At 71.7% G+C, this 18,670-nt stretch carries 21 protein-coding genes; 13 read left to right on the forward strand and 8 right to left on the reverse strand.

The window, feature by feature from the left end:
- A partial coding sequence (locus ACXJKB_RS03950; protein ID WP_457185629.1) for a transposase occupies positions 1 to 223 on the forward strand: 223 nt, incomplete at its 5' end.
- 68 nt (positions 224 to 291) lie between these two features.
- On the opposite strand, the gene ACXJKB_RS03955 is transcribed toward ACXJKB_RS03950, so the two are convergent.
- Complete coding sequence (locus ACXJKB_RS03955) at positions 292 to 1,143, reverse strand: hypothetical protein (protein WP_457185631.1); 852 nt, start codon at positions 1,141 to 1,143, stop codon at positions 292 to 294.
- Between the two features lie 222 nt (positions 1,144 to 1,365).
- Between ACXJKB_RS03955 and ACXJKB_RS03960 the strand changes: the two genes are divergently transcribed.
- A complete protein-coding gene (locus tag ACXJKB_RS03960) occupies positions 1,366 to 1,842 on the forward strand; it encodes a hypothetical protein (protein ID WP_457185633.1) in 477 nt (158 codons plus the stop codon).
- Positions 1,843 to 1,845: 3 nt separating this feature from the next.
- On the opposite strand, the gene ACXJKB_RS03965 is transcribed toward ACXJKB_RS03960, so the two are convergent.
- The 4 genes from ACXJKB_RS03965 to ACXJKB_RS03980 all read right to left on the reverse strand — a co-directional run bounded on the left by ACXJKB_RS03965 (position 1,846) and on the right by ACXJKB_RS03980 (position 4,534).
- Positions 1,846 to 2,592 (reverse strand): hypothetical protein, encoded by a 747-nt coding sequence (locus ACXJKB_RS03965; protein WP_457185635.1) that lies wholly within the window; start codon positions 2,590 to 2,592, stop codon positions 1,846 to 1,848.
- 113 nt (positions 2,593 to 2,705) lie between these two features.
- Positions 2,706 to 2,873, reverse strand: a complete 168-nt coding sequence (locus ACXJKB_RS03970) for a hypothetical protein (protein ID WP_457185637.1) — start codon at positions 2,871 to 2,873, stop codon at positions 2,706 to 2,708.
- A 65-nt stretch (positions 2,874 to 2,938) separates the two neighbouring features.
- Positions 2,939 to 3,226 (reverse strand): DUF1330 domain-containing protein, encoded by a 288-nt coding sequence (locus ACXJKB_RS03975; protein ID WP_457185639.1) that lies wholly within the window; start codon positions 3,224 to 3,226, stop codon positions 2,939 to 2,941.
- Positions 3,227 to 3,265: 39 nt separating this feature from the next.
- Positions 3,266 to 4,534, reverse strand: a complete 1,269-nt coding sequence (locus tag ACXJKB_RS03980) for an MFS transporter (protein WP_457185641.1) — start codon at positions 4,532 to 4,534, stop codon at positions 3,266 to 3,268.
- Between the two features lie 36 nt (positions 4,535 to 4,570).
- On the opposite strand from ACXJKB_RS03980, the gene ACXJKB_RS03985 reads away from it, so the two are divergent.
- The 3 genes from ACXJKB_RS03985 to menD are packed head-to-tail and all read left to right on the forward strand — an operon-like array spanning position 4,571 to position 8,168.
- Positions 4,571 to 5,590, forward strand: coding sequence for an AMP-binding protein (locus ACXJKB_RS03985; protein ID WP_457185643.1), 1,020 nt, complete (start codon positions 4,571 to 4,573; stop codon positions 5,588 to 5,590).
- On the forward strand, positions 5,590 to 6,561 hold the full coding sequence (locus ACXJKB_RS03990; protein ID WP_457185645.1) for an o-succinylbenzoate synthase: 972 nt from the start codon (positions 5,590 to 5,592) through the stop codon (positions 6,559 to 6,561). The genes ACXJKB_RS03985 and ACXJKB_RS03990 overlap by 1 nt, the downstream gene beginning before the upstream one ends.
- Positions 6,558 to 8,168, forward strand: a complete 1,611-nt coding sequence (menD, locus tag ACXJKB_RS03995) for a 2-succinyl-5-enolpyruvyl-6-hydroxy-3-cyclohexene-1-carboxylic-acid synthase (protein ID WP_457185647.1) — start codon at positions 6,558 to 6,560, stop codon at positions 8,166 to 8,168. The genes ACXJKB_RS03990 and menD overlap by 4 nt, the downstream gene beginning before the upstream one ends.
- Before the next feature lie 52 nt (positions 8,169 to 8,220).
- On the opposite strand, the gene ACXJKB_RS04000 is transcribed toward menD, so the two are convergent.
- Positions 8,221 to 9,420, reverse strand: coding sequence for a glycoside hydrolase family 16 protein (locus tag ACXJKB_RS04000; RefSeq protein WP_457185649.1), 1,200 nt, complete (start codon positions 9,418 to 9,420; stop codon positions 8,221 to 8,223).
- Between the two features lie 136 nt (positions 9,421 to 9,556).
- On the opposite strand from ACXJKB_RS04000, the gene ACXJKB_RS04005 reads away from it, so the two are divergent.
- The gene (locus ACXJKB_RS04005; RefSeq protein WP_457185651.1) at positions 9,557 to 10,192 is read left to right on the forward strand and encodes an MBL fold metallo-hydrolase; all 636 of its coding nucleotides are present in this window, start codon (positions 9,557 to 9,559) and stop codon (positions 10,190 to 10,192) included.
- 1 nt (position 10,193) lies between these two features.
- On the opposite strand, the gene ACXJKB_RS04010 is transcribed toward ACXJKB_RS04005, so the two are convergent.
- Entirely contained in the window at positions 10,194 to 11,435 is a 1,242-nt protein-coding gene (locus ACXJKB_RS04010; protein ID WP_457185653.1) for an isochorismate synthase, read from the reverse strand.
- A 121-nt stretch (positions 11,436 to 11,556) separates the two neighbouring features.
- Between ACXJKB_RS04010 and ACXJKB_RS04015 the strand changes: the two genes are divergently transcribed.
- Entirely contained in the window at positions 11,557 to 12,744 is a 1,188-nt protein-coding gene (locus tag ACXJKB_RS04015) for an AMP-binding protein (protein ID WP_457185655.1), read from the forward strand.
- A 10-nt stretch (positions 12,745 to 12,754) separates the two neighbouring features.
- On the opposite strand, the gene ACXJKB_RS04020 is transcribed toward ACXJKB_RS04015, so the two are convergent.
- Positions 12,755 to 13,765, reverse strand: coding sequence for a L,D-transpeptidase family protein (locus ACXJKB_RS04020; protein ID WP_457185657.1), 1,011 nt, complete (start codon positions 13,763 to 13,765; stop codon positions 12,755 to 12,757).
- 99 nt (positions 13,766 to 13,864) lie between these two features.
- Between ACXJKB_RS04020 and ACXJKB_RS04025 the strand changes: the two genes are divergently transcribed.
- The 6 genes from ACXJKB_RS04025 to nuoE all read left to right on the forward strand — a co-directional run bounded on the left by ACXJKB_RS04025 (position 13,865) and on the right by nuoE (position 18,653).
- Positions 13,865 to 14,554, forward strand: coding sequence for a demethylmenaquinone methyltransferase (locus ACXJKB_RS04025; RefSeq protein WP_457185659.1), 690 nt, complete (start codon positions 13,865 to 13,867; stop codon positions 14,552 to 14,554).
- Positions 14,555 to 14,754: 200 nt separating this feature from the next.
- Entirely contained in the window at positions 14,755 to 15,114 is a 360-nt protein-coding gene (locus ACXJKB_RS04030; RefSeq protein ID WP_191194416.1) for an NADH-quinone oxidoreductase subunit A, read from the forward strand.
- Between the two features lie 3 nt (positions 15,115 to 15,117).
- On the forward strand, positions 15,118 to 15,672 hold the full coding sequence (locus ACXJKB_RS04035) for a NuoB/complex I 20 kDa subunit family protein (protein ID WP_457185661.1): 555 nt from the start codon (positions 15,118 to 15,120) through the stop codon (positions 15,670 to 15,672).
- A complete protein-coding gene (locus ACXJKB_RS04040) occupies positions 15,669 to 16,520 on the forward strand; it encodes an NADH-quinone oxidoreductase subunit C (RefSeq protein ID WP_457185663.1) in 852 nt (283 codons plus the stop codon). The genes ACXJKB_RS04035 and ACXJKB_RS04040 overlap by 4 nt, the downstream gene beginning before the upstream one ends.
- Complete coding sequence (locus ACXJKB_RS04045) at positions 16,520 to 17,860, forward strand: NADH-quinone oxidoreductase subunit D (protein WP_457185665.1); 1,341 nt, start codon at positions 16,520 to 16,522, stop codon at positions 17,858 to 17,860. The genes ACXJKB_RS04040 and ACXJKB_RS04045 overlap by 1 nt, the downstream gene beginning before the upstream one ends.
- A gap of 70 nt (positions 17,861 to 17,930) precedes the next feature.
- Entirely contained in the window at positions 17,931 to 18,653 is a 723-nt protein-coding gene (gene nuoE, locus ACXJKB_RS04050) for an NADH-quinone oxidoreductase subunit NuoE (protein ID WP_457185667.1), read from the forward strand.
- The last annotated feature ends 17 nt before the right edge of the window (positions 18,654 to 18,670 follow it).

Below are 18,670 nucleotides of genomic sequence, written 5' to 3' on the forward strand. Positions count from 1 at the left end.
CTACAAGCCCTGGCAGCGCGGCAGCAACGAGAACATCAACGGGCTCTTGCGCGAGTACCTCCCCAAAGGCACCGACCTATCGGTCCACAGCGCCACCGACCTGCAGACCATCGCTGACGAGCTCAACGACCGTCCCCGCAAACGCCTGGGCTACTACACACCCCGCGAACGCCTGACTACGTTGATCCAAGAAGATCTCAACCGCGTTGCAACGACTCCCTGAATCTGCCGACCCGGATCCTCCGCGATCCCGACACCCACGACCGGACCAGGCGGCAGACTGCGTACGACTCAGGCGGGGGGCGTCGGTGTCGCCGCTGGGCGCAGCGTGCCCTGGAGGTCGATCATGAGGGTGTCCAGGTCGAGGGCCCACGTGTCGTGCTGGCCGGGAGCGACGAGCCGTTGCATGCGGGCGCGCGCGTCGCGCACGGCGTCTCGCAACGCTCGCGCGCGGGCCTCACCGGCGTCGTCCGGTGCCGTGGACTCGAGCACGGTGAGCCCGTCCTCGGCGGCGGCGACGCGTCCCTGGCTCACGGCCCAGCCGCCGGCCATCTCCTCGTGGGACCCCGCGAGGCGAAGCTCGCGCAGCAGGTCGCGTGCGAACCACTCGACCTCGGCCTCCTGGCGCTCCAGCTCGCGCTGCCACGAGGCCCGGCGCCGTCCGCGTACGACCAGTGGGACGGCGACGAGGCATCCCAGCACGACAGCGGCCGCGACCCACCACACCCAGGACGGCACTCCGTCGTCCTCGCCCGGCTGTCCCTCGGCTGCCTGGTCCTCGGGCGCTTCCGTGGGCGTCTGGGTGGGGGTCTCGGTGGGCGTTTCAGTGACCGTCTCGGTGGGCGTCTCGGTGGGCGTTTCCGTGACCGTCTCAGTAGGCGTCTCAGTAGGCGTCTCGGTGGGGGTCTCGGTAGGCGTTTCCGTGGGGGTCTGGGTGGGGCTCTCCGTGCCCGACGGCGTGCGGGTCGGGGTGGGCAACGTCCCTGTGGGTGTACGCGTGGGGCTGGGCAGCTCGGTGGCCGTGGGCGTCCGGGTCGGCGAGACGGTCGGGCCCCCTCCTTCTTCTCCGCCACTCCCACCGCAGGCCGTGAGCAGACCGAGCGCCACGAGCAGCAGGCCGCCGAGGCGGAGTCGTCGCGTCATGACACTCGGGCGCACCGATCCCCCTCGAGGTCGTTGGGTGTGACGCAGCCGGACAGGTGCGCCACACGCTGCCCGACCGGTAGCCGGCAGGCATCATCCGTGCCGGGTGAGGCGCCCGCCTCCCCCGCCGAGCGGGATGACAGCCCCGTGGGCGCCGTGGACACTGGGAGCCATGCCGAGCCTCGGACGGGGTGCGGCCTCCGCGCTCGAAGGGATGATGGCGTGACGACGAAGAGCGACTTCTCCGAGGAGGAATGGGCCCGGATCGTGCGGGCACCGTTCGTGGCCGGGCTGGCGATCTCCCTGGCCGACCCGGGCGGCCCCATCGAGGCAGCGAAGGAGACGATGGCCGCGATGAAGTCCGCCACCAGCCCGCCGAGCCGGGAGGAGCTCCTGGCCGACGTGGCGCTCGACGTGCAGGCGATGGTGCAGGAACGCCGGCATCCGCTCAAGGGCTACAAGCCCACCGGCCCTGCGGTCGGGGACGAGGTGGTGGCCGAGCTCCGCGGGGTGGTGGAGGTCGTGGCCGCCAAGGCGTCTGCCGAGGAGGCAGCGGCGTACGGCGCCTGGTTGCTGGCGAGTGCCCAGGCCTCGGCCGACGCCGCCAAGGAGGGCGGCTTCATGGGCTTCCGCGCGGAGCAGGTCAGTGCCGGCGAGCAGGCGATGCTCGACCGGGTCCGCGAGGCCGTCGCCACCTGAGGCTCAGCCGGCGGAGCCCGCACCCGGGCACTGCACCTCCAGCACCGGGTTGCGCGCTGCCGCACGGTAGGCGTCCAGGTCGCGCACGCCGCGCCTCCACATCGTCAGCCACATCTCGGTCGCCTTCTCGGGCGACAGCGTGCCCATCCGGAGCATGTCCATGTGGTGCACGTGGGTGTCCCAGGTGTCGATCGACGTCTTCGCTGTCCGGGCGACGCCGAGCTCTGCCTCGACGAGGCGGGAGCACGAGCGCACGGCTGCCGGTGCGGGACCCAGCAGGGCCGGTGCCGGACAGTCGACGCCCGTGCGCTCGAGGGCGGTCCATGCCTTGCGGAAGCGGTCGACGTTCCGCTGCGCGCCCAGCCTGGTCTGGTTCCAGAAGGCCGTCGCCTGCTGCAAGGTGATCTCGCCGACCACGAGCTTGTTCATGGCGTCGACGTGCACGTCCCACTGTCGGAGGGCGGGTCCCGCCGCCCCGAGCGGGGCCTTCAGCGCCGCAGCCGCTGCGGAGCAACGCGACTCCCGGGTGTCTGCCGGCTGCTGCGCCGGTGCGGACGAGGCATCGTCACGGGGCGCCGGTTCCGGCTCGTCAGCGACGCTGCGGCTGCTCGCCTGCAGACTGGCGTCACCGCCGTCGTCGCCCATGACGCTCACCCAGAGGACCACACCCAGCAGGCCCAGGATGGTGCCCACCAGGAAGGTCAGGGCGAGCAACCTGGCCGGGGCCGCCGATCCCACGTTGGTCTCCACGCCTGCGCCTCCACGACAGAGATCCAGCACTTCTCTGGACCGTAGGTCGCGACCAGCCGTCGGTCACCACCCTGAGGTGGGTAAAACGACGCCTGCCGGAAGTCGGTCCGCGGCTACGGAGCCCGGCCGTCCTCGTCCTCGGCCTCCTCCGGGGGGCGGCCCTGCGCCATCCGCGCGGTGTCCCGCCTGATCTGCTCGGCCCTGCGTCGCTCGAACAGCAGGATGGCCACGACGACCCCCACCATCACGACGACGGTGGCGACGAGCCGGAAGGCGTCCATCCCTCCACCGTGCCACGCAGTCGGCAGGGAGCACAGTGGCGGATGGCACGGGTCGGGGAGAGTGGCTACGCGCCGGGCACCACGCGAATGTCGCGGTCGGCGCCGCCGTCGAGCGCACCGAGCGCTTCCTGGTAGGCCTCGCTGTCGTGCGCAGCGACGGCCGCCTCGACCGACGGGAACTCGATCACGATCGTGCGGGTGGACTCGCCCTTCTCGAAGGTCACCTCGGGCACGCCGCGCACCAGGAACCGGCCACCCGCCGCGGTGAGCGCCGGTCCGGCGAGCGTGGCGTAGGCCGCCACCTTGTCGGGGTCGTGGACGGCCTTGTAGGTGGTGATCCAGTACGCGGTCATGGCCGCGACCCTACGGCGTACGACCGGGGCCGCGACCGGTCAGGTCGCCGAGCCGTGCCGTGCGAGGTAGCGCTCCGCGGCCCGGGCCGACGGTCCCATGGTGAGCGTCGAGACCGCCACGATGGCCGCGATCGTGATCCAGCCGAACGACCCGTGCTCCATCGCCAGCCAGGTGTAGAGCGCGGGCGCCCACACCGAGCCGAGGGTGCCGCCGATGTGGGCGGCGCCCTGGTACTCCGCGCGCTGGTCGGCGTCGGTCAGGTCCGACATGAAGCCCCAGTGGCCGGCCGACTGGAAGAGCTCGGCACCGGTCACCGTGACGTGACCGAGCCAGACCAGCGCGATCGTCACCCAGCCGATCGTGTCGTGGGTGACGAGCACGATGGCGCAGGACAGGACGAAGAAGCCGGACGAGATGTACGACGCCCGCAGCGACCGCGCGACGGAGTCGACGCCGCGAGCCGCGGCGACCTGCAGCAGCACCGCCATCACGGTGTTGGTGGCGAAGAGCCACGCGAGCAGCACGCGCGGGGCATCGGTCTCCTCCACGAGCCACAGCGGGATCACGATGTTGAGCAGCACCTGGTTGGTGCCGAGCACGCCGTCGCCGGTCATCAGGGCGAGGAAAGGCCGGTTCTTCAGCGCACGCGGCTTGACCACCTCGTCGTCGGTGGGTCTCGGGGCCTTCGCGGGCGGGTCGGGCAGCCGGGTGATCCAGTACGTGTTCGCGAGCAGGATGGCGCCGGTGAGGAGCGGCACGGCGCGCACGACGGCGTCGCTGTTGGTCGCCAGTGCGAGGCCGCCGATGAGGGCGCCGACGGTGAACCCGATGTTGAGCGCGGCCCGCATGAAGGCCTGCGACTGGACGCGCTCCTCGCGCGTGAAGATGTCGATCGTGTAGGCACCGCGGCCGCTCCAGCCGGCCTGGCTGACCACCTCGAGCACGACCATCATCGCGAGGTAGGCGGCGAACCCGTGGATCAGCGGCCACACGAGGTAGAGCAGGGCGGTGAGCCCGGCGCCGATCGCCCACATGCGTCTCGTGCCGACGCGGTCGGCGAGCTTGCCCGCCGGCACCGCGAAGAAGAACGACACGACGCCGGCGACGGTGAGGCCGATGCCGACCTGGGCGGCCGAGAGGCCCACGATCTGGGTGAAGAAGACCGCGGAGCCGGTGATGAAGGTGCCCTCGCCGACCGCGAAGAGGATCGACTGGACCGACAGCGACCGCGCGAGCGGCGACGGGGGGAGCTGCCGCTGCCACCAGGACTGTGCCCCTGGCTCGCGCCGCGTCTCGGTACCGTCCATCGTGCTCATGCTGGCAGAGCCACTAGCGTTCGTCGTGTGAGTTTCCTGCGGCCCTCGGACGAGCCCTCTGTCGCCATCCGGCAGCTGTCGGAATGGCTGGAGGCCGACGCCCCGCCACCGCTGCTGATCGAGACCTCGGGGTCGACAGGCAGGCCGAAGGGGGTCGTCCTCCCGCGCCGCGCCGTGCTCGCCAGCGTCGAGGGCTCCGCCCGGCGGCTGGGCGGGACGGGCCGGTGGCTGCTCGCGCTGCCGTCGTCGTACGTCGCGGGGGTGCAGGTCATCGTCCGCTCTCTGGTCGCCGGTCACGAGCCCGTCGTCGTGGAGGGCCTCGACATCGGGGGAGCGGTCGCGGCGGACCAGGCCGGGACCCCGACGTTCGCCTCGCTCGTGCCGACCCAGCTCCACCGCATCGTCGGCGACCCCGAGCAGGTCGCGGCCCTCGCCCGCTGCCACGCGGTCCTCGTCGGCGGCGGCGGCCTCGACCCGGCGGTGCGCAGGCGCGCGGAGGAGCAGGGCGTCCGTGTCGTCGCCACCTACGGCTCGTCCGAGACCGCCGGCGGGTGCGTCTACGACGGCATGCCGCTCGACGGGGTCGGCGTGACGATCGGCGCCGAGGGACGCGTGCGCATCGCCGGTCCGACGCTGTTCAGCCACTACGCCGACGACCCCGTGCTGACCGCCGAGTCCGTCGTCGACGGCTGGTTCCTCACCTCCGACGCCGGCCGCTTCGACGAGGACGGACGCCTGCAGGTCATCGGCCGCGTCGACGACGTGGTCGTCAGCGGCGGCGTGAAGGTCCCGGTCACCGCCGTCGCCCGGCGGCTCCGCGAGCACCTCCTCGTCACCGACGCCGAGGTCCTCGGTGTCCCCGACCCCGAGTGGGGCCAGCGGGTCGTCGCCGTCGTGGTCGGCAACGTCCGCGAGGCCGAGCTGCGCGACTGGGTCAGCCTCGAGCACCCCCGGTCGTGGGCGCCCCGCGAGTTCCGGTGGGTCGAGAGCCTGCCGCTGCTGCCCAACGGCAAGGTCGACCGGCAGGCCATCAGGGCCGCGCTCTGATGGCCCCGCCCGTCGACGAGGTGGACGACCTGCACGTCTTCTCCATCCCGCTGCGCACCCGGTTCCGCGGCATCACGGTCCGCGAGGGCGTGCTGCTGCGCGGTGACGCCGGTTGGGGGGAGTGGTCGCCGTTCCTGGAGTACGACGACCCCACCGCCCGCCCGTGGCTCGCCTGCGCGCGCGAAGCAGCCGACGTGGGGTGGCCCGACCCCTTGCGCACCGTCGTGCCCGTCAACGTCACCGTCCCGGCCACCGACCCCGACCGGGCGCACGCCATCGTCACCGCCGGCGGCTGCCGCACGGCCAAGGTCAAGGTCGCCGAGCGTGGCCAGACGCTGGCCGACGACCTCGCCCGCGTCGAGGCGGTGCGCGACGCGTTGGGGCCGGACGGCCTGGTGCGGGTCGACGCCAACGGCGCGTGGGACGTCGACGAGGCGGTCCGCGCGATCGCCGCGATCGACCGCGCGGCCGGCGGCCTGGAGTACGTCGAGCAGCCGGTGATGGCGGTCGAGGACCTCGCTGTCGTACGACGACGCGTGGACGTGCCGGTGGCCGCCGACGAGTCGATCCGCCGGGCCGAGGACCCCTACCGGGTGCGCGACCTCGAGGCCGCCGACGTCGCCGTGCTGAAGGTGCAGCCGCTCGGGGGGGTGCGAGCCTGCCTGCGCATCGCCGAGGACATCGGCCTGCCGGTCGTGGTCTCCAGTGCCGTCGAGTCGAGCATCGGCATCGCTGCCGGAGTGGCCCTCGCGGCGGCGCTTCCCGAGCTCCACCACGCGTGCGGGCTCGCGACCGTCCAGCTGCTGACCGACGACGTGGTCACCGAGCCGATGCTGCCGGTCGACGGCATGCTGAGGGTGGGCCGGCCCGAGGTGGACGCCGCGGCGCTGGCGCGGCTCGCGGCTCCCGCGGACCGGGTGGCCCACTGGCGCGGCCGGCTGGCGTCGGTAGGGCAGGATCAGCGAGCGTGACCAACCCCTCGACCGAGCTCGCCCGGACCGTGGTGACCGCGCTCCGCGGCGCCGGGGTGCGTGAGGCGGTCATCGCGCCCGGCTCCCGCAACGCGCCGCTCTCCTTCGCGCTCTACGACGCCGCCACCGCCGGGGCCCTGCGCCTGCACACGCGCATCGACGAACGGACCGCCGCCTTCCTCGCCCTCGGCCTCGCGAAGGTCGGCAACCGCCCCGCGGCAGTGACCTGCACGTCGGGCACGGCGGTGGCCAACCTCCTGCCCGCCGTGGTCGAGGCCGCGCACGCCGGTGTGCCGATGGTGGTCGTGACCGCCGACCGGCCCGCGCGCCTCCGGGGCTCCGGCGCCAACCAGACCACCGACCAGGTCGGGATCTTCGGCTCCTTCGCCCCGACGCTCGACGTCGCCGCCGCCGATCTCGACCCGATCCTCGCGTTCGTCCGCGGCCACGGGGGCAACCGGCCGGTGCACCTCAACGTGCAGCTCGACGAGCCGCTGCTGCCCGACGACGGGGGCTGGGAGGTCGCCGCCGATGACCCGCCGTCATGGCCGGTCACGCCAGCCGCTCCCGTGGAGCGACTCGTCCTCGAGCCCGGGCCCCGCACGGTCGTCGTCGCCGGGGACGACGCGGGCCCGCCCGCCCGCGTCCTCGCCGAGAAGGCGGGCTGGCCGCTCCTCGCCGAGCCGTCCAGCGGGTGCCGCACCGGCGACCACGTGGTCCGCACCTACCGGCTGCTGCTGTCCGGTGAGCTGGGGCAGCAGGTCGAGCGGGTCGTGGTCCACGGCCACCCCACGCTGTCGCGCCCGGTCGCGCGCCTGCTCGCCCGCGACGACGTCGAGGTCGTCTCGGCCCGCCACCGCGGCAGGTGGGCCGAGCGCCCGTTCGCCGTGGCCCACGAGGTGGACCAGGTCGACGTCACGGGGTCCGGAGACCCGGCGTGGCTCGAGGCCTGGCGTGAGGCGGACCGTGCCACGTCGCGCGGGCTCGACCGGTTCCTCGCCGCCGAGCCCGACCTCACGCCGTACGAGGTGGCCGAGGCGGTCAGTCGTGCCCTGCCGGCCGGCGGGCTGCTGTTCGTCGGCGCCTCCAACCCGGTCCGCGACCTCGACCTGATGGTCGCCCGCTACGAGGTGGGCGGGCGCCGCAAGGTCATCGCCAACCGCGGCCTGGCCGGCATCGACGGCACCATCAGCTCGGCCATCGGCGCCGCGCTGGGCCGGCCGCGCTCCACGCGCGCGCTGGCCCTGATGGGTGACGTGACGTTCCTGCACGACACGACCGGTCTCCTCCTCGGCCCGCGCGAGGAGCGCCCGGACCTCACGATCGTCGTGGTCAACGACGACGGCGGGTCGATCTTCGCGACGCTCGAGCAGGGCGCACCGGAGCACGCCGACCGCTTCGACACCCTCTTCGGCACGCCACACGGCGTCGACGTCGCCAGCCTGTGCGCGGCCGCGCGGGTGCCGCACCTGCGGGTCACCGGGCTGCCCGAGCTCGAGCAGGCCCTCGCCACGCCCAACGGCGGGATCGAGGTCGTCGAGGCGCGTGTACGACGCGACAACCGCGCCGAGCTGGACGCAAAGATCCGCGCCCTGGTCCTTCCCTGAGACAGGGAGAGTGGTCCAGGGCGCGGATCGCCGTGCTGGGTGAGTCAGTCGATCAGGGCTGCGGGGTCTCCCACACGCGGACCCAGTCGACGTACATGTGCTGCGGGAGCTTCTTGTCCGGCATCTCCAGCGCCTCGTAGTCGGAGGCGAGCAGGCTCAGGATGAGGTACTGGCGGGCCTTCGAGACGCGGGCCGACGTGCGCCAGGTCTCCTTGCCGTCGATGCGGAAGATGATCGTCTTGGGCGTCCACTGGACCGAGAAGACGTGGTAGTTCTTCGACCAGCCGTCCTTCTTGTTCTTCAGGAACGACTTCGAGTCCTTGATCCACGAGCCGGTCTTGATGAGCTTCTTGCCCTTGTACCAGTGGATGAAGCTGGTGAGGCCACCCTGCGGGTGCTTGTCACCGAAGTACTCGATGATGTCGATCTCGTGGCCGTCGCTGCCTGACCAGTTGCCACCGTTGGGCTGCGACCAGAAGCTGGCGTGCTGGCCCTGGGCCTTCTGCATCTTGATGCGCGCGGCGGCGACGCCGTAGCGGAAGTCGAACCCACCCTCGGTGCCGACGTGGCCGTTGAGGCGGTAGGAGATCTTCTCCTTCTTCTTGCGCGAGGTGGCCGTGCACTTGCCCTTGGCCGACTTGTCCTTGATGACGCTCAGGCGCAGGGCGCCGCTGCCGACCTTGACGGCCTTCGGGTCACCCTTGGAGCACTTGCGCTTGCTCTGCGGCTCGTACTTCTGGCCGCGCATGCCCCACACCGGGCTGAGGGTGCTGCCGGAGAACTCGTCGGTGAAGGTCGGGGTCAGCCACTGCGTCGTGTCGGCGGAGGTGCTGGAGACCTTCTTGAGGCCCTTGAACTTCTGCGCGGTGACGCGGTAGGTCAGGGCGGCGCCGCCCTTGGACACGACGGCGGAGAAGTAGGCGCGGCCGGACTTCTCCTGCTTGGCGGTGCCGACCTTCTTCCACGAGGAGCCGTTGAGCTGCTCGAGGACGACCTTGCGGCCGACCTTGACCGGCTTGATGGTCGCGGTGACGGCGCCCTTGGCCGAGTCGGCGCTGGCGGTGCGCTTGCCCTGCTGGACGATCTGCGGGAGCACCTCCAGGCTGATCTTCTGGCTGGCCTTCTTGGTCACCGACGTCGACGCGGGGCGTGCCGCGGAGTCGGTGGCCGAGCCGGTCTCGACCGTCAGGAGCAGGGACGCGGGCAGGAGCAGCGCGACGGCGCTGCCTGCGAGCACGCGGCGTGCAGACATGTAGGACTCTCTTCGTCTCGGGTGCGATTGGCGATTCCCCCAGGGCACTCCACCCGTCGGAGGCTGCCCCACCCTAACCTTCTGTCCCACCAGTACGACGATTCCCCACTCGTGGGGCGCGCCTAGTGTGGTGACCATGCGGATCACCAAGTTCGGCCACGCCTGCGTCCGGGTCCAGGGCGACGGCGGTGTCGTCGTCATCGACCCGGGAGTGTTCACCGACCCCGCTGCGCTCGAGGGCGCAGACGCCGTCCTGATCACCCACGAGCACCCCGACCACGTGCATCCCGACCACCTCCGCGGGAGCGGCGTGCCGATCTGGACCATCGCCGCGGTCGAGCGGCTGCTGCGCGAGCAGGCGCCCGAGGTCGCCGACCGCGTGACGGTCGTGCGTCCCGGCGACCGGCTCGAGGTCGCCGGCACGGCGGTCGAGGTCGTGGGCGAGAAGCACGCGGTGATCCACCCCGACTACGACCGCTTCGACAACTCCGGCTTCGTCCTGGAGTCCGGGGGATCGAGCGTCTACCACCCGGGTGACGCGCTGACGCCTCCCGGTCGCGAGGTCGACGTCCTCCTCGCGCCGGTGAGCGCGCCGTGGCTCAAGGTCAGCGAGGCGATCGACTTCGTGCGCGAGGTCGCGGCGCCCCGCTCGCTGGCGATCCACGACCGCGTCTACAGCGACATCGGCCTCGACATGGTCGCCACCCACATGGGCAACCTGCTGCCCGCGGGTCAGGTGTTCGAGCGGCGCGAGCCGGGCCGGGACCTGTAGGTCAGCCGGCGCCGAGCGCGTCGCGGACCGGCACGAACTTCGCCTGCGACTCGGCCAGCTCGGCCTCGGGGTCCGAGCTCGCCACGATGCCGCAGCCCGCGAAGAGCCGCACGCCCGACTCGGTCACCATCGCGGAGCGCAGCGCGATGCCCCACTCGCCGTCACCGGAGGCGTCCATCCAGCCCACGGGGCCGGCGTAGCGCTCGCGCGGCATCCCCTCGATCTCGGCGATGAGCCGGGTCGCGTCGGTGGTCGGGGTGCCCCCGACCGCCGCCGAGGGGTGGAGCGACTCGGCCAGCTGCAGCGACGTCGCGTTGTCGTGGACGACGCCGTTGACGTCGGTGGCCAGGTGCATGACGTTGGGCAGGTGGAGGACGAACGGCGCCTCTGGCACGTTCATCGACGAGCAGTGCGGCTCGAGGGCGTCGGCGACCGAGCGCACGGCGTACTCATGCTCCTCGAGGTCCTTCGACGAGCGGGCGAGGGTCGCGGCCAGCGCGAGGTCGCGCTCGTCGTCGCCCGTACGCCGGATCGTGCCGGCCAGCACGCGGGAGGTCACCAGGCCGCGCTCGCGGCGCACGAGCATCTCGGGGGTGGCACCGAACAGGCCGTCCACGTGGAAGGTCCAGCACATCTCGTACTGCTCGGCGAGCCGGTGCAGCGGCCAGCGGACGTCGAGCGGCTCGTCGGTGGTCGCGATGAGGTCGCGGGCGAGCACGACCTTCTCCAGGTCGCCGGCGGAGATCCGGCGGACCGCCTCGGCCACGACCGTCATCCACTCCTCGCCGTTGCGGGCGCCGTCGGAGAAGACGAGGCCGACGGGCGGCTCGGGGGCGGGAGCGTGGGCGAGCGTGGGTGCCTCGACCGAGACGGTGGTCAGCCAGGTCCGGTCGCCGCGGCGGCCCACGATGACCTGCGGGATGACGAGCAGCGACTCGCCGGGCTCGTCGGCGAACGCGAAGGCTCCGAACGAGACGAGGCCCGTGCCGGGCTCGGCGACCTGGTCCTCGACCTGGGCGCGGGCGACGGTCTCGGACCACCACTTCACCGCGTCGCTGAACCGGGTCGGTCCCGAGGTCTCCAGTCGTGCCGCGACGCCCCAGCCCACCAGGCCCTCGCCGCGGCGCAGCCAGCTGACCGGCTCGTGCCGGGGCAGCAGGTCGAGGAGGGGGAGGTCCGCCAGGTCCACGGGGACGGTGCGCACGACGAGCGGCGGGGTGGAGGCGGACGCGGGGATCGTCACGAGGGGGCAGCCTACGCCGAGGCGTGGAGGGGGAGGAGGGGAGATCGGCCAAACGGCGAACAGGAGAGGTGCACGTCACCTAGGTTGCCTCGGTAACCGCCACCCCCCAAGGAGCCCGCACGTGCCTGCCCACGAATCTCCTCTCGTCCGGCTGGAGCGCCACGCGCGCAATCGCGCGCTCGAGGTCGCCGTGACCGAGCTGCGGGACGGGACGTGGACCTCGCTCACGTGGAACGAGCTCTACCGGCGGGTGATCGACGGCGCTGCCGGCATGATCGAGGCCGGGGTCAACCCCGGTCAGGTCGTCGTCATCCGGGTCGCGACAGGTGCCCGCCAGCTCGAGCTCGAGCTTGCCACCCGGGTCGCCGGGGCGGTGCCGCTGCTGCTCCCCGAGCACCTCGACGCTGCGGAGGTGGGTCGGCTCCTCGACGAGGTCGAGGTGCGCCTCGTCGTCGTCGACCACGAGAGCCGGTTGTCGCTGCTGCGGCGTGCCGCCCTGGCCGACGCCCAGCTCTTCGAGTGCGACGACCGCTCGTGGGAACGCCTGCGGGGGATGGGGCTCGAGCGGCGCAAGCGCCAGCCCGACCTGCTGCCCTGGGTCGCCGACGCCCGCGCCGGCGCATCGTCCTCGCCGGTGCTGGGACTGCCGCGGGAGAAGAGCCAGGCGTGGCTCTTCCGGCCCGAGTGCTCCGGCGCGCTGTCCGACCTCACCGGCACCGACGTCGTCCTGCTGACCGGTGAGGCGACCGACCGCTTCACGACCGTCGCGCGCGACGCGCACCTCACGTCGGGGTGCACCCTCGCGTGGGTCGAGACGCCCGACCAGCTCGAGGGCGCCCTCACCCACGTCCGACCCACGCACGTGCTGCTCGACCGCGAGGCGGCCAGGGTGCTGGAGCACCTGCTGGAGTCCGCGACCGTCAACGGGTCCGCGTGGCACGAGACGCCCCGCGACGTGCTCGAGGCGATGTCGGCCCACGTGGCCGAGGCACGCCAGGGCTCGCGGGCGCGCAAGCTCGCCGCCGAGGTGTCCGCCCTCGCTCCCTGGTGGGGCGACCGGCTGCGGGTGCTGGTCATGGACGCCCGGGTCAACCGCACCATCAGCGGCCTGGCCACGACGTTGGGCTTCCGCATCGGTCGCGTCGCGCACCACCCGGCCATCCGCCTCGAGCTGTCGCGCGAGCACGCCGTGGTCGCCGTACCCGCAGCGCCGAAGGTCGAGGCGTCCTCGGCGTCGCTCCCGCGCCGTGGGCGGGCGGGCGAGGGTCTGGACTCCGCCTTCTCGCTCGCCGGCAGCACCGGCTCCTGAGCCGGCTCGCTCAGGAGCGGTAGACGATCACCTTGTCGCCGAGCCTGACCCGGTCGAACAGCCAGGCCACGACCGCGCGGTCGCGCACGTTGACGCAGCCGTGGGACGCCCCGTTGTAGCCGTTGGCTGCGAAGTCGGGGGAGTAGTGCACGGCCTGCCCGCCCGAGAAGAACATCGCGAACGGCATCGGGGTGTTGTAGAGGCTCGACACGTGGTCGCGCGACTTGCGGAAGACCGTGAACGCCCCCTCGCGGGTGGGCAGCTCGTCGGAGCCGAAGCGGACCTCGACGGTCTCGAGGACGGAGCCGTCGACGACCCAGCGCAGCGAGCGCGACGTCTTGTCGACGCACATCGCCCGGCCCGTGAGGCAGCGCGGGTCGAGGGCGGGGCCGGAGGGCACGATGTTGAAGAGCTCGGCCTTGGTCGGCTCGCGGGTCATCTCCTTGAGCCGCGTGAGGGTGCGCCGGTCGACCGCACCGGTCACCGGGATCCGGCGCTTGGCCTGGAACCCCTCCACCGCCTTCACGGTCGCCTGCGTGTAGCGACCGGTCACCCGGGCGTCGTACCAGCGGACCTGCGTGAGCCGGGCCTGGACCTGGCGCACCCACATGCCGGCGTCGCCACGTTGCAGCAGCGGCTTGCCGGGCGTGTAGACGTTGTGCAGCGCCTCGGTCGTCGGCTGGGTCGTGAGGCTGACGATCTTGAGCCACGTGCGCTCGTCCACGACGCCGTCGGCGGTCCAGCCGCGCCGACGCTGGACGGTCGCGACGCCGTCGCGCGTCTCGCGGTCGAACGTGTTGGTCACGACCTCGGAGTGGAGGCCGAGCTGGTGCAGCCGACTCTGGAGCACCCGCACCCGCCAGCCGCGGTCGCCGAGCTGCATCGGGGCGAAGGCGGCACGTGAGCCCGACGCGGAGGGCGCAGCGGCGGCGGACGCGGAGCCGGTCGCGGCGACGCCCGTGAGGGTGGTCAGGGCGCAGAGCAGCCCAAGGACGAGCGCGAGTGCGCGGTGGCGTGACATGTGGGTCCTCCCGGGAAGCCAGCGACGTGGTGATCATAGGGACGCACGACGACACCCCCTCGTTGCGCCTCCCGGGGTTCGGACGCCTACGCTCGCGGCGTGGCCCGCGCTGACCTGGACAAGCAACCGACCGACGTACGTCGCATGTTCGACACCGTGGCCAAGCGCTACGACCTCACCAACGACCTCATGACGGCCGGCATCCAGCGCACCTGGCGCCGGGCGATGGTCGACGCCGTCGCACCGCAGCGCGGCGACCTGGTCCTCGACCTCGCGGCCGGCACCGGGTGCTCGAGCGAGCCCTTCGGCGCCCACGGGGCGACCGCCGTGCCGTGCGACTTCTCCGTCGGCATGCTCCAGCAGGGCAAGAAGGACCGGCCCTCGCTGCCGTTCGTCGCCGGCGACGGCACCCGGCTGCCGTTCCTGGACGACACCTTCGACGCGGTGACGATCTCCTACGGGCTGCGCAACTTCGTCGACCCGGTCGCGGGGCTGAGGGAGATGCTCCGCGTCACGCGCCCGGGCGGTCGCCTCGTCGTGTGCGAGTTCAGCACGCCCACCAACGGCGCGCTGCGCACCATCTACCTCGACGGCTTCATGCAGGCCCTGCCCCGGATCGCCTCGCTCACCGCGAGCGCGGCCGACGCCTATGTCTACCTCGCGGAGTCGATCCGTGCCTGGCCCGACCAGGAAGGGCTCGCCGCGATGGTCGCCGAGGCCGGCTGGCAGCGTCCAGAGTGGCGAAACCTCACGGGCGGCATCGTCGCCCTGCACCGCGCCACCGCCTGATCGCCGCACGCGTATTTAGGTGACGTTCGCGTTGCCTAAATGCGCAGGTCAGGGCGGCATTGGCCGCTTCCGAATGGTCTGCACCCCGACGTGACGCACGCCGCACCGGAGTCCTAGACTGTGGCCCGCGCCACTCGTGAAGCCGTTCACAAAGTCACATGCCCGTCTGGGCGGGGCGCCGGTCCACCGGAAGGGAAGCGATGGAGCTCTACACGCCGATCCTGGCGCTGGCACTCATCGCGACGGGCTTCGCGGTCTTCTCCGTGATCATGAGCGCCGTCGTGGGTCCCAAGCGCTACAACCGGGCCAAGCTCGACTCCTACGAGTGCGGCATCGAGCCGACGCCGCAGCCCGTGGGCGGCGGCAGGATCCCGGTGAAGTACTTCATCACCGCGATGCTCTTCATCGTCTTCGACATCGAGATCATCTTCCTCTACCCGTGGGCCGTCCACTTCGACCAGATGGCCCTCTTCGGCCTCGTCGAGATGGTCCTCTTCATCGCAACTGTGTTCGTGGCCTACGCCTACGTGTGGCGCCGCGGCGGACTGGACTGGGACTGAGCCATGGGACTTGAAGAGAAGCTGCCGAGCGGCGTCCTGCTGACGACCGTCGAGGGCGTCGCGGGCTACATGCGCAAGGCGTCGTTCTGGCCCGCCACCTTCGGCCTGGCCTGCTGCGCCATCGAGATGATGACCACCGGCGGCCCCAAGTACGACCTCGCCCGCTTCGGCATGGAGGTCTTCCGCGCCAGCCCGCGGCAGGCCGACCTGATGATCGTCGCCGGCCGGGTGAGCCAGAAGATGGCCCCGGTCCTGCGCCAGATCTACGACCAGATGCCCGAGCCCAAGTGGGTCCTCGCGATGGGTGTGTGCGCCTCGTCGGGCGGCATGTTCAACAACTACGCGGTCGTCCAGGGCGTCGACCACGTCGTCCCCGTCGACATGTACCTCCCCGGCTGCCCGCCGCGCCCGGAGATGCTCATCGACGCGATCCTCAAGCTGCACGACCAGGTCCAGCACACCAAGCTGGGCGCCAACCGTCGTGACGAGGTCGCCGAGCTCGAGACCGCCGCCCTGCGCGCGCTGCCCACCTCGGAGATGAAGGGCCTTCTGCGGTGACCGACAAGCCAGACGAGAAGCACGCCGGCAAGGCCCAGGACGAGTCGGACGACAAGACGGACAAGAACGAGGCGGCGCGGCCCGCCGAGGAGCGCAACCTCGAGAAGGCCAAGTCCGAGACCGGCACCGGCAGCGGCGTCGGGCAGCCCGCGCCCGAGCAGTCGCCGGAGAACCTCCCCGCACCGACCGGAGAGGTGCACGCGGTCGGCGAGCGCCGCGGCATGTTCGGCGTCAGCGGCACCGGCGACACCTCCGGCTACGGCGGCCTCGTCAGCGCGAAGGTCTTCCCGGCCCCGTCGCAGAAGCCCTACGGCGGATGGTTCGACGAGGTGGCGGGCGCGCTGGAGGCGCGGCTCGAGGCCACCGACCTCACCTCGGCCATCGAGAGCGTCGTGGTGCACCGCGGCGAGATCACCTTCCACGTCCGCCGCGAGGACCTGCCCTTCGTGGCGCAGATGCTGCGTGACGACGAGGCGCTGCGGTTCGAGCTCTGCTCCGGTGTCAGCGGTGTCCACTACCCCGACGACCACGGTCGCGAGCTGCACGCCGTCTACCACCTGACGTCGATGACCCACAACCGCCTGATCCGCGTCGAGGTCACCGCGCCGGACAGCGACCCCCACCTGCCGAGCCTGGTGAGCATCTACCCGACGCTCGACTGGCACGAGCGCGAGACGTACGACATGTTCGGGCTGATCTTCGACGGTCACCCCGCTCTGACCCGGGTGCTCATGCCGGACGACTGGCCGGGCCACCCGCAGCGCAAGGACTACCCCCTCGGCGGCATCCCCGTGGAGTACAAGGGTGGGTCCATCCCTCCGCCGGACCAGCGAAGGTCGTACAACTGATGACTACCGAACAGGACTTCTACGCCGCGCCCGGCGACACCAGCCAGGGCAAGGTCTTCACCGTCACCGGCCAGGACTGGGACTCGATCACGCAGAGCATCGGCGAGTCCGCCGAGGAGCGGGTCGTGGTCAACATGGGCCCGCAGCACCCCTCGACCCACGGGGTGCTCCGCCTCATCCTGGAGCTCGAGGGCGAGACGGTCACCGAGGCCCGCTGCGGCATCGGCTACCTGCACACGGGCATCGAGAAGAACATGGAGTACCGCTCCTGGGTGCAGGGCACGACGTTCTGCACCCGCATGGACTACCTCTCCCCGTTCTACAACGAGGCGACCTACGCGCTCGGCGTCGAGCGGCTGCTCGACATCGAGGACGACGTCCCGGAGAAGGCGCAGGTCATGCGCGTGCTCCTCATGGAGCTCAACCGGATGTCCTCCCACCTGGTCGCCATCGCGACCGGCGGGATGGAGATCGGCGCCCTGACCGTCATGACGATCGGCTTCCGCGAGCGTGAGCTCGTGCTCGACCTGTTCGAGCTGATCACCGGCCTCCGGATGAACCACGCGTTCATCCGTCCCGGCGGCGTCGCGCAGGACCTGCCGCCCGGCGCGCTCGACGAGATCCGCGACTTCATCGCCCTGATGAGGAAGCGGCTTCCGGAGTACGCCGCCCTCTGCAACGCCAACCCGATCTTCAAGGGCCGCCTCGAGGGCGTCGGCCACCTCGACCTCGCCGGGTGCATCGCGCTCGGCCTCACCGGTCCGGTGCTCCGCTCCACGGGCTACGCCTGGGACCTGCGCAAGACCCAGCCCTACTGCGGCTACGAGGACTACGACTTCGAGGTCCAGACCTGGGACACCGCCGACTCCTACGGCCGGTTCCGCATCCGCCTCAACGAGATGTGGGAGTCGCTCAAGATCGTCGAGCAGGCCGCCGACCGCCTCGCCGGCCTCGAGGGCGCGCCCGTGATGGTGGGCGACAAGAAGATCGCGTGGCCCAGCCAGCTCGCCATCGGCAGCGACGGCATGGGCAACAGCCTCGACCACATCCGCCACATCATGGGCGAGTCGATGGAGGCACTGATCCACCACTTCAAGCTGGTCACCGAGGGCTTCCGCGTCCCGGCCGGCCAGGCCTACGTCCCGATCGAGTCGCCTCGCGGCGAGCTGGGCGCCCACGTCGTCTCCGACGGCGGCACCCGTCCCTTCCGTGCGCACTTCCGCGACCCTTCGTTCACCAACCTGCAGGCGACGAGCGTGATGAGCGAGGGCGGCATGGTCGCCGACGTCATCGTCGCCATCGCCTCGATCGACCCCGTCATGGGAGGAGTCGACCGATGAGTCACCCCATGAACCTCTCGTTCTCCCCCGCTCCGCTCCTCCGTCCGACAACTTCGAGGGGACCCCGACGATGACCGTTCAGTCCAACGGGGCCAACGGCCTCGAGCGCGCCGGCCTGGGTGAGAAGACCTGGGCGGAGATGCGCGAGATCGCGGACCGCTACCCCGAGAAGCGCTCCGGCCTGCTGCCGATGCTGCACCTGGTGCAGTCGGTCGAGGGCCGGATCACGCCCGAGGGCATCGAGGCGTGCGCGGAGATCCTCGGGATCAGCGCCGCCGAGGTCAACGGGGTCGCGACGTTCTACACGATGTACAAGCGCAAGCCGGTCGGCGACTACCACGTCGGCGTCTGCACCAACACGCTGTGCGCGGTCATGGGCGGCGACCTGATCTTCGAGCGGCTCAAGGACCACCTCGACGTCGGCAACGACGAGACCACCGAGGACGGCAAGATCACCCTCGAGCACGTCGAGTGCAACGCGGCCTGCGACTACGCCCCGGTGATGATGGTCAACTGGGAGTTCATGGACAACCAGACGCCCGAGTCGGCCGTCCAGGTCGTCGACGACCTGCGCGCCGGCCGGGAGGTCCACTCGACCCGCGGTCCGCGACTGTGCACCTGGCGCGAGGCCGAGCGCGTGCTCGCCGGCTTCCCCGACGACCGCGCCGACGAGGGGCCGGCCGCCGGCCCCGCCTCGCTGGCCGGCCTGGCCGTCGCCCGCGAGAAGGGCTGGACGGCGGGCGCCGACAGGTCAGCCACGGAATCCTCGGGAGCCAAGGGAGAGAACTCGTGACCGTGTCTCGATACGCC

The organism is Nocardioides sp. P5_E3 (assembly GCF_054049275.1).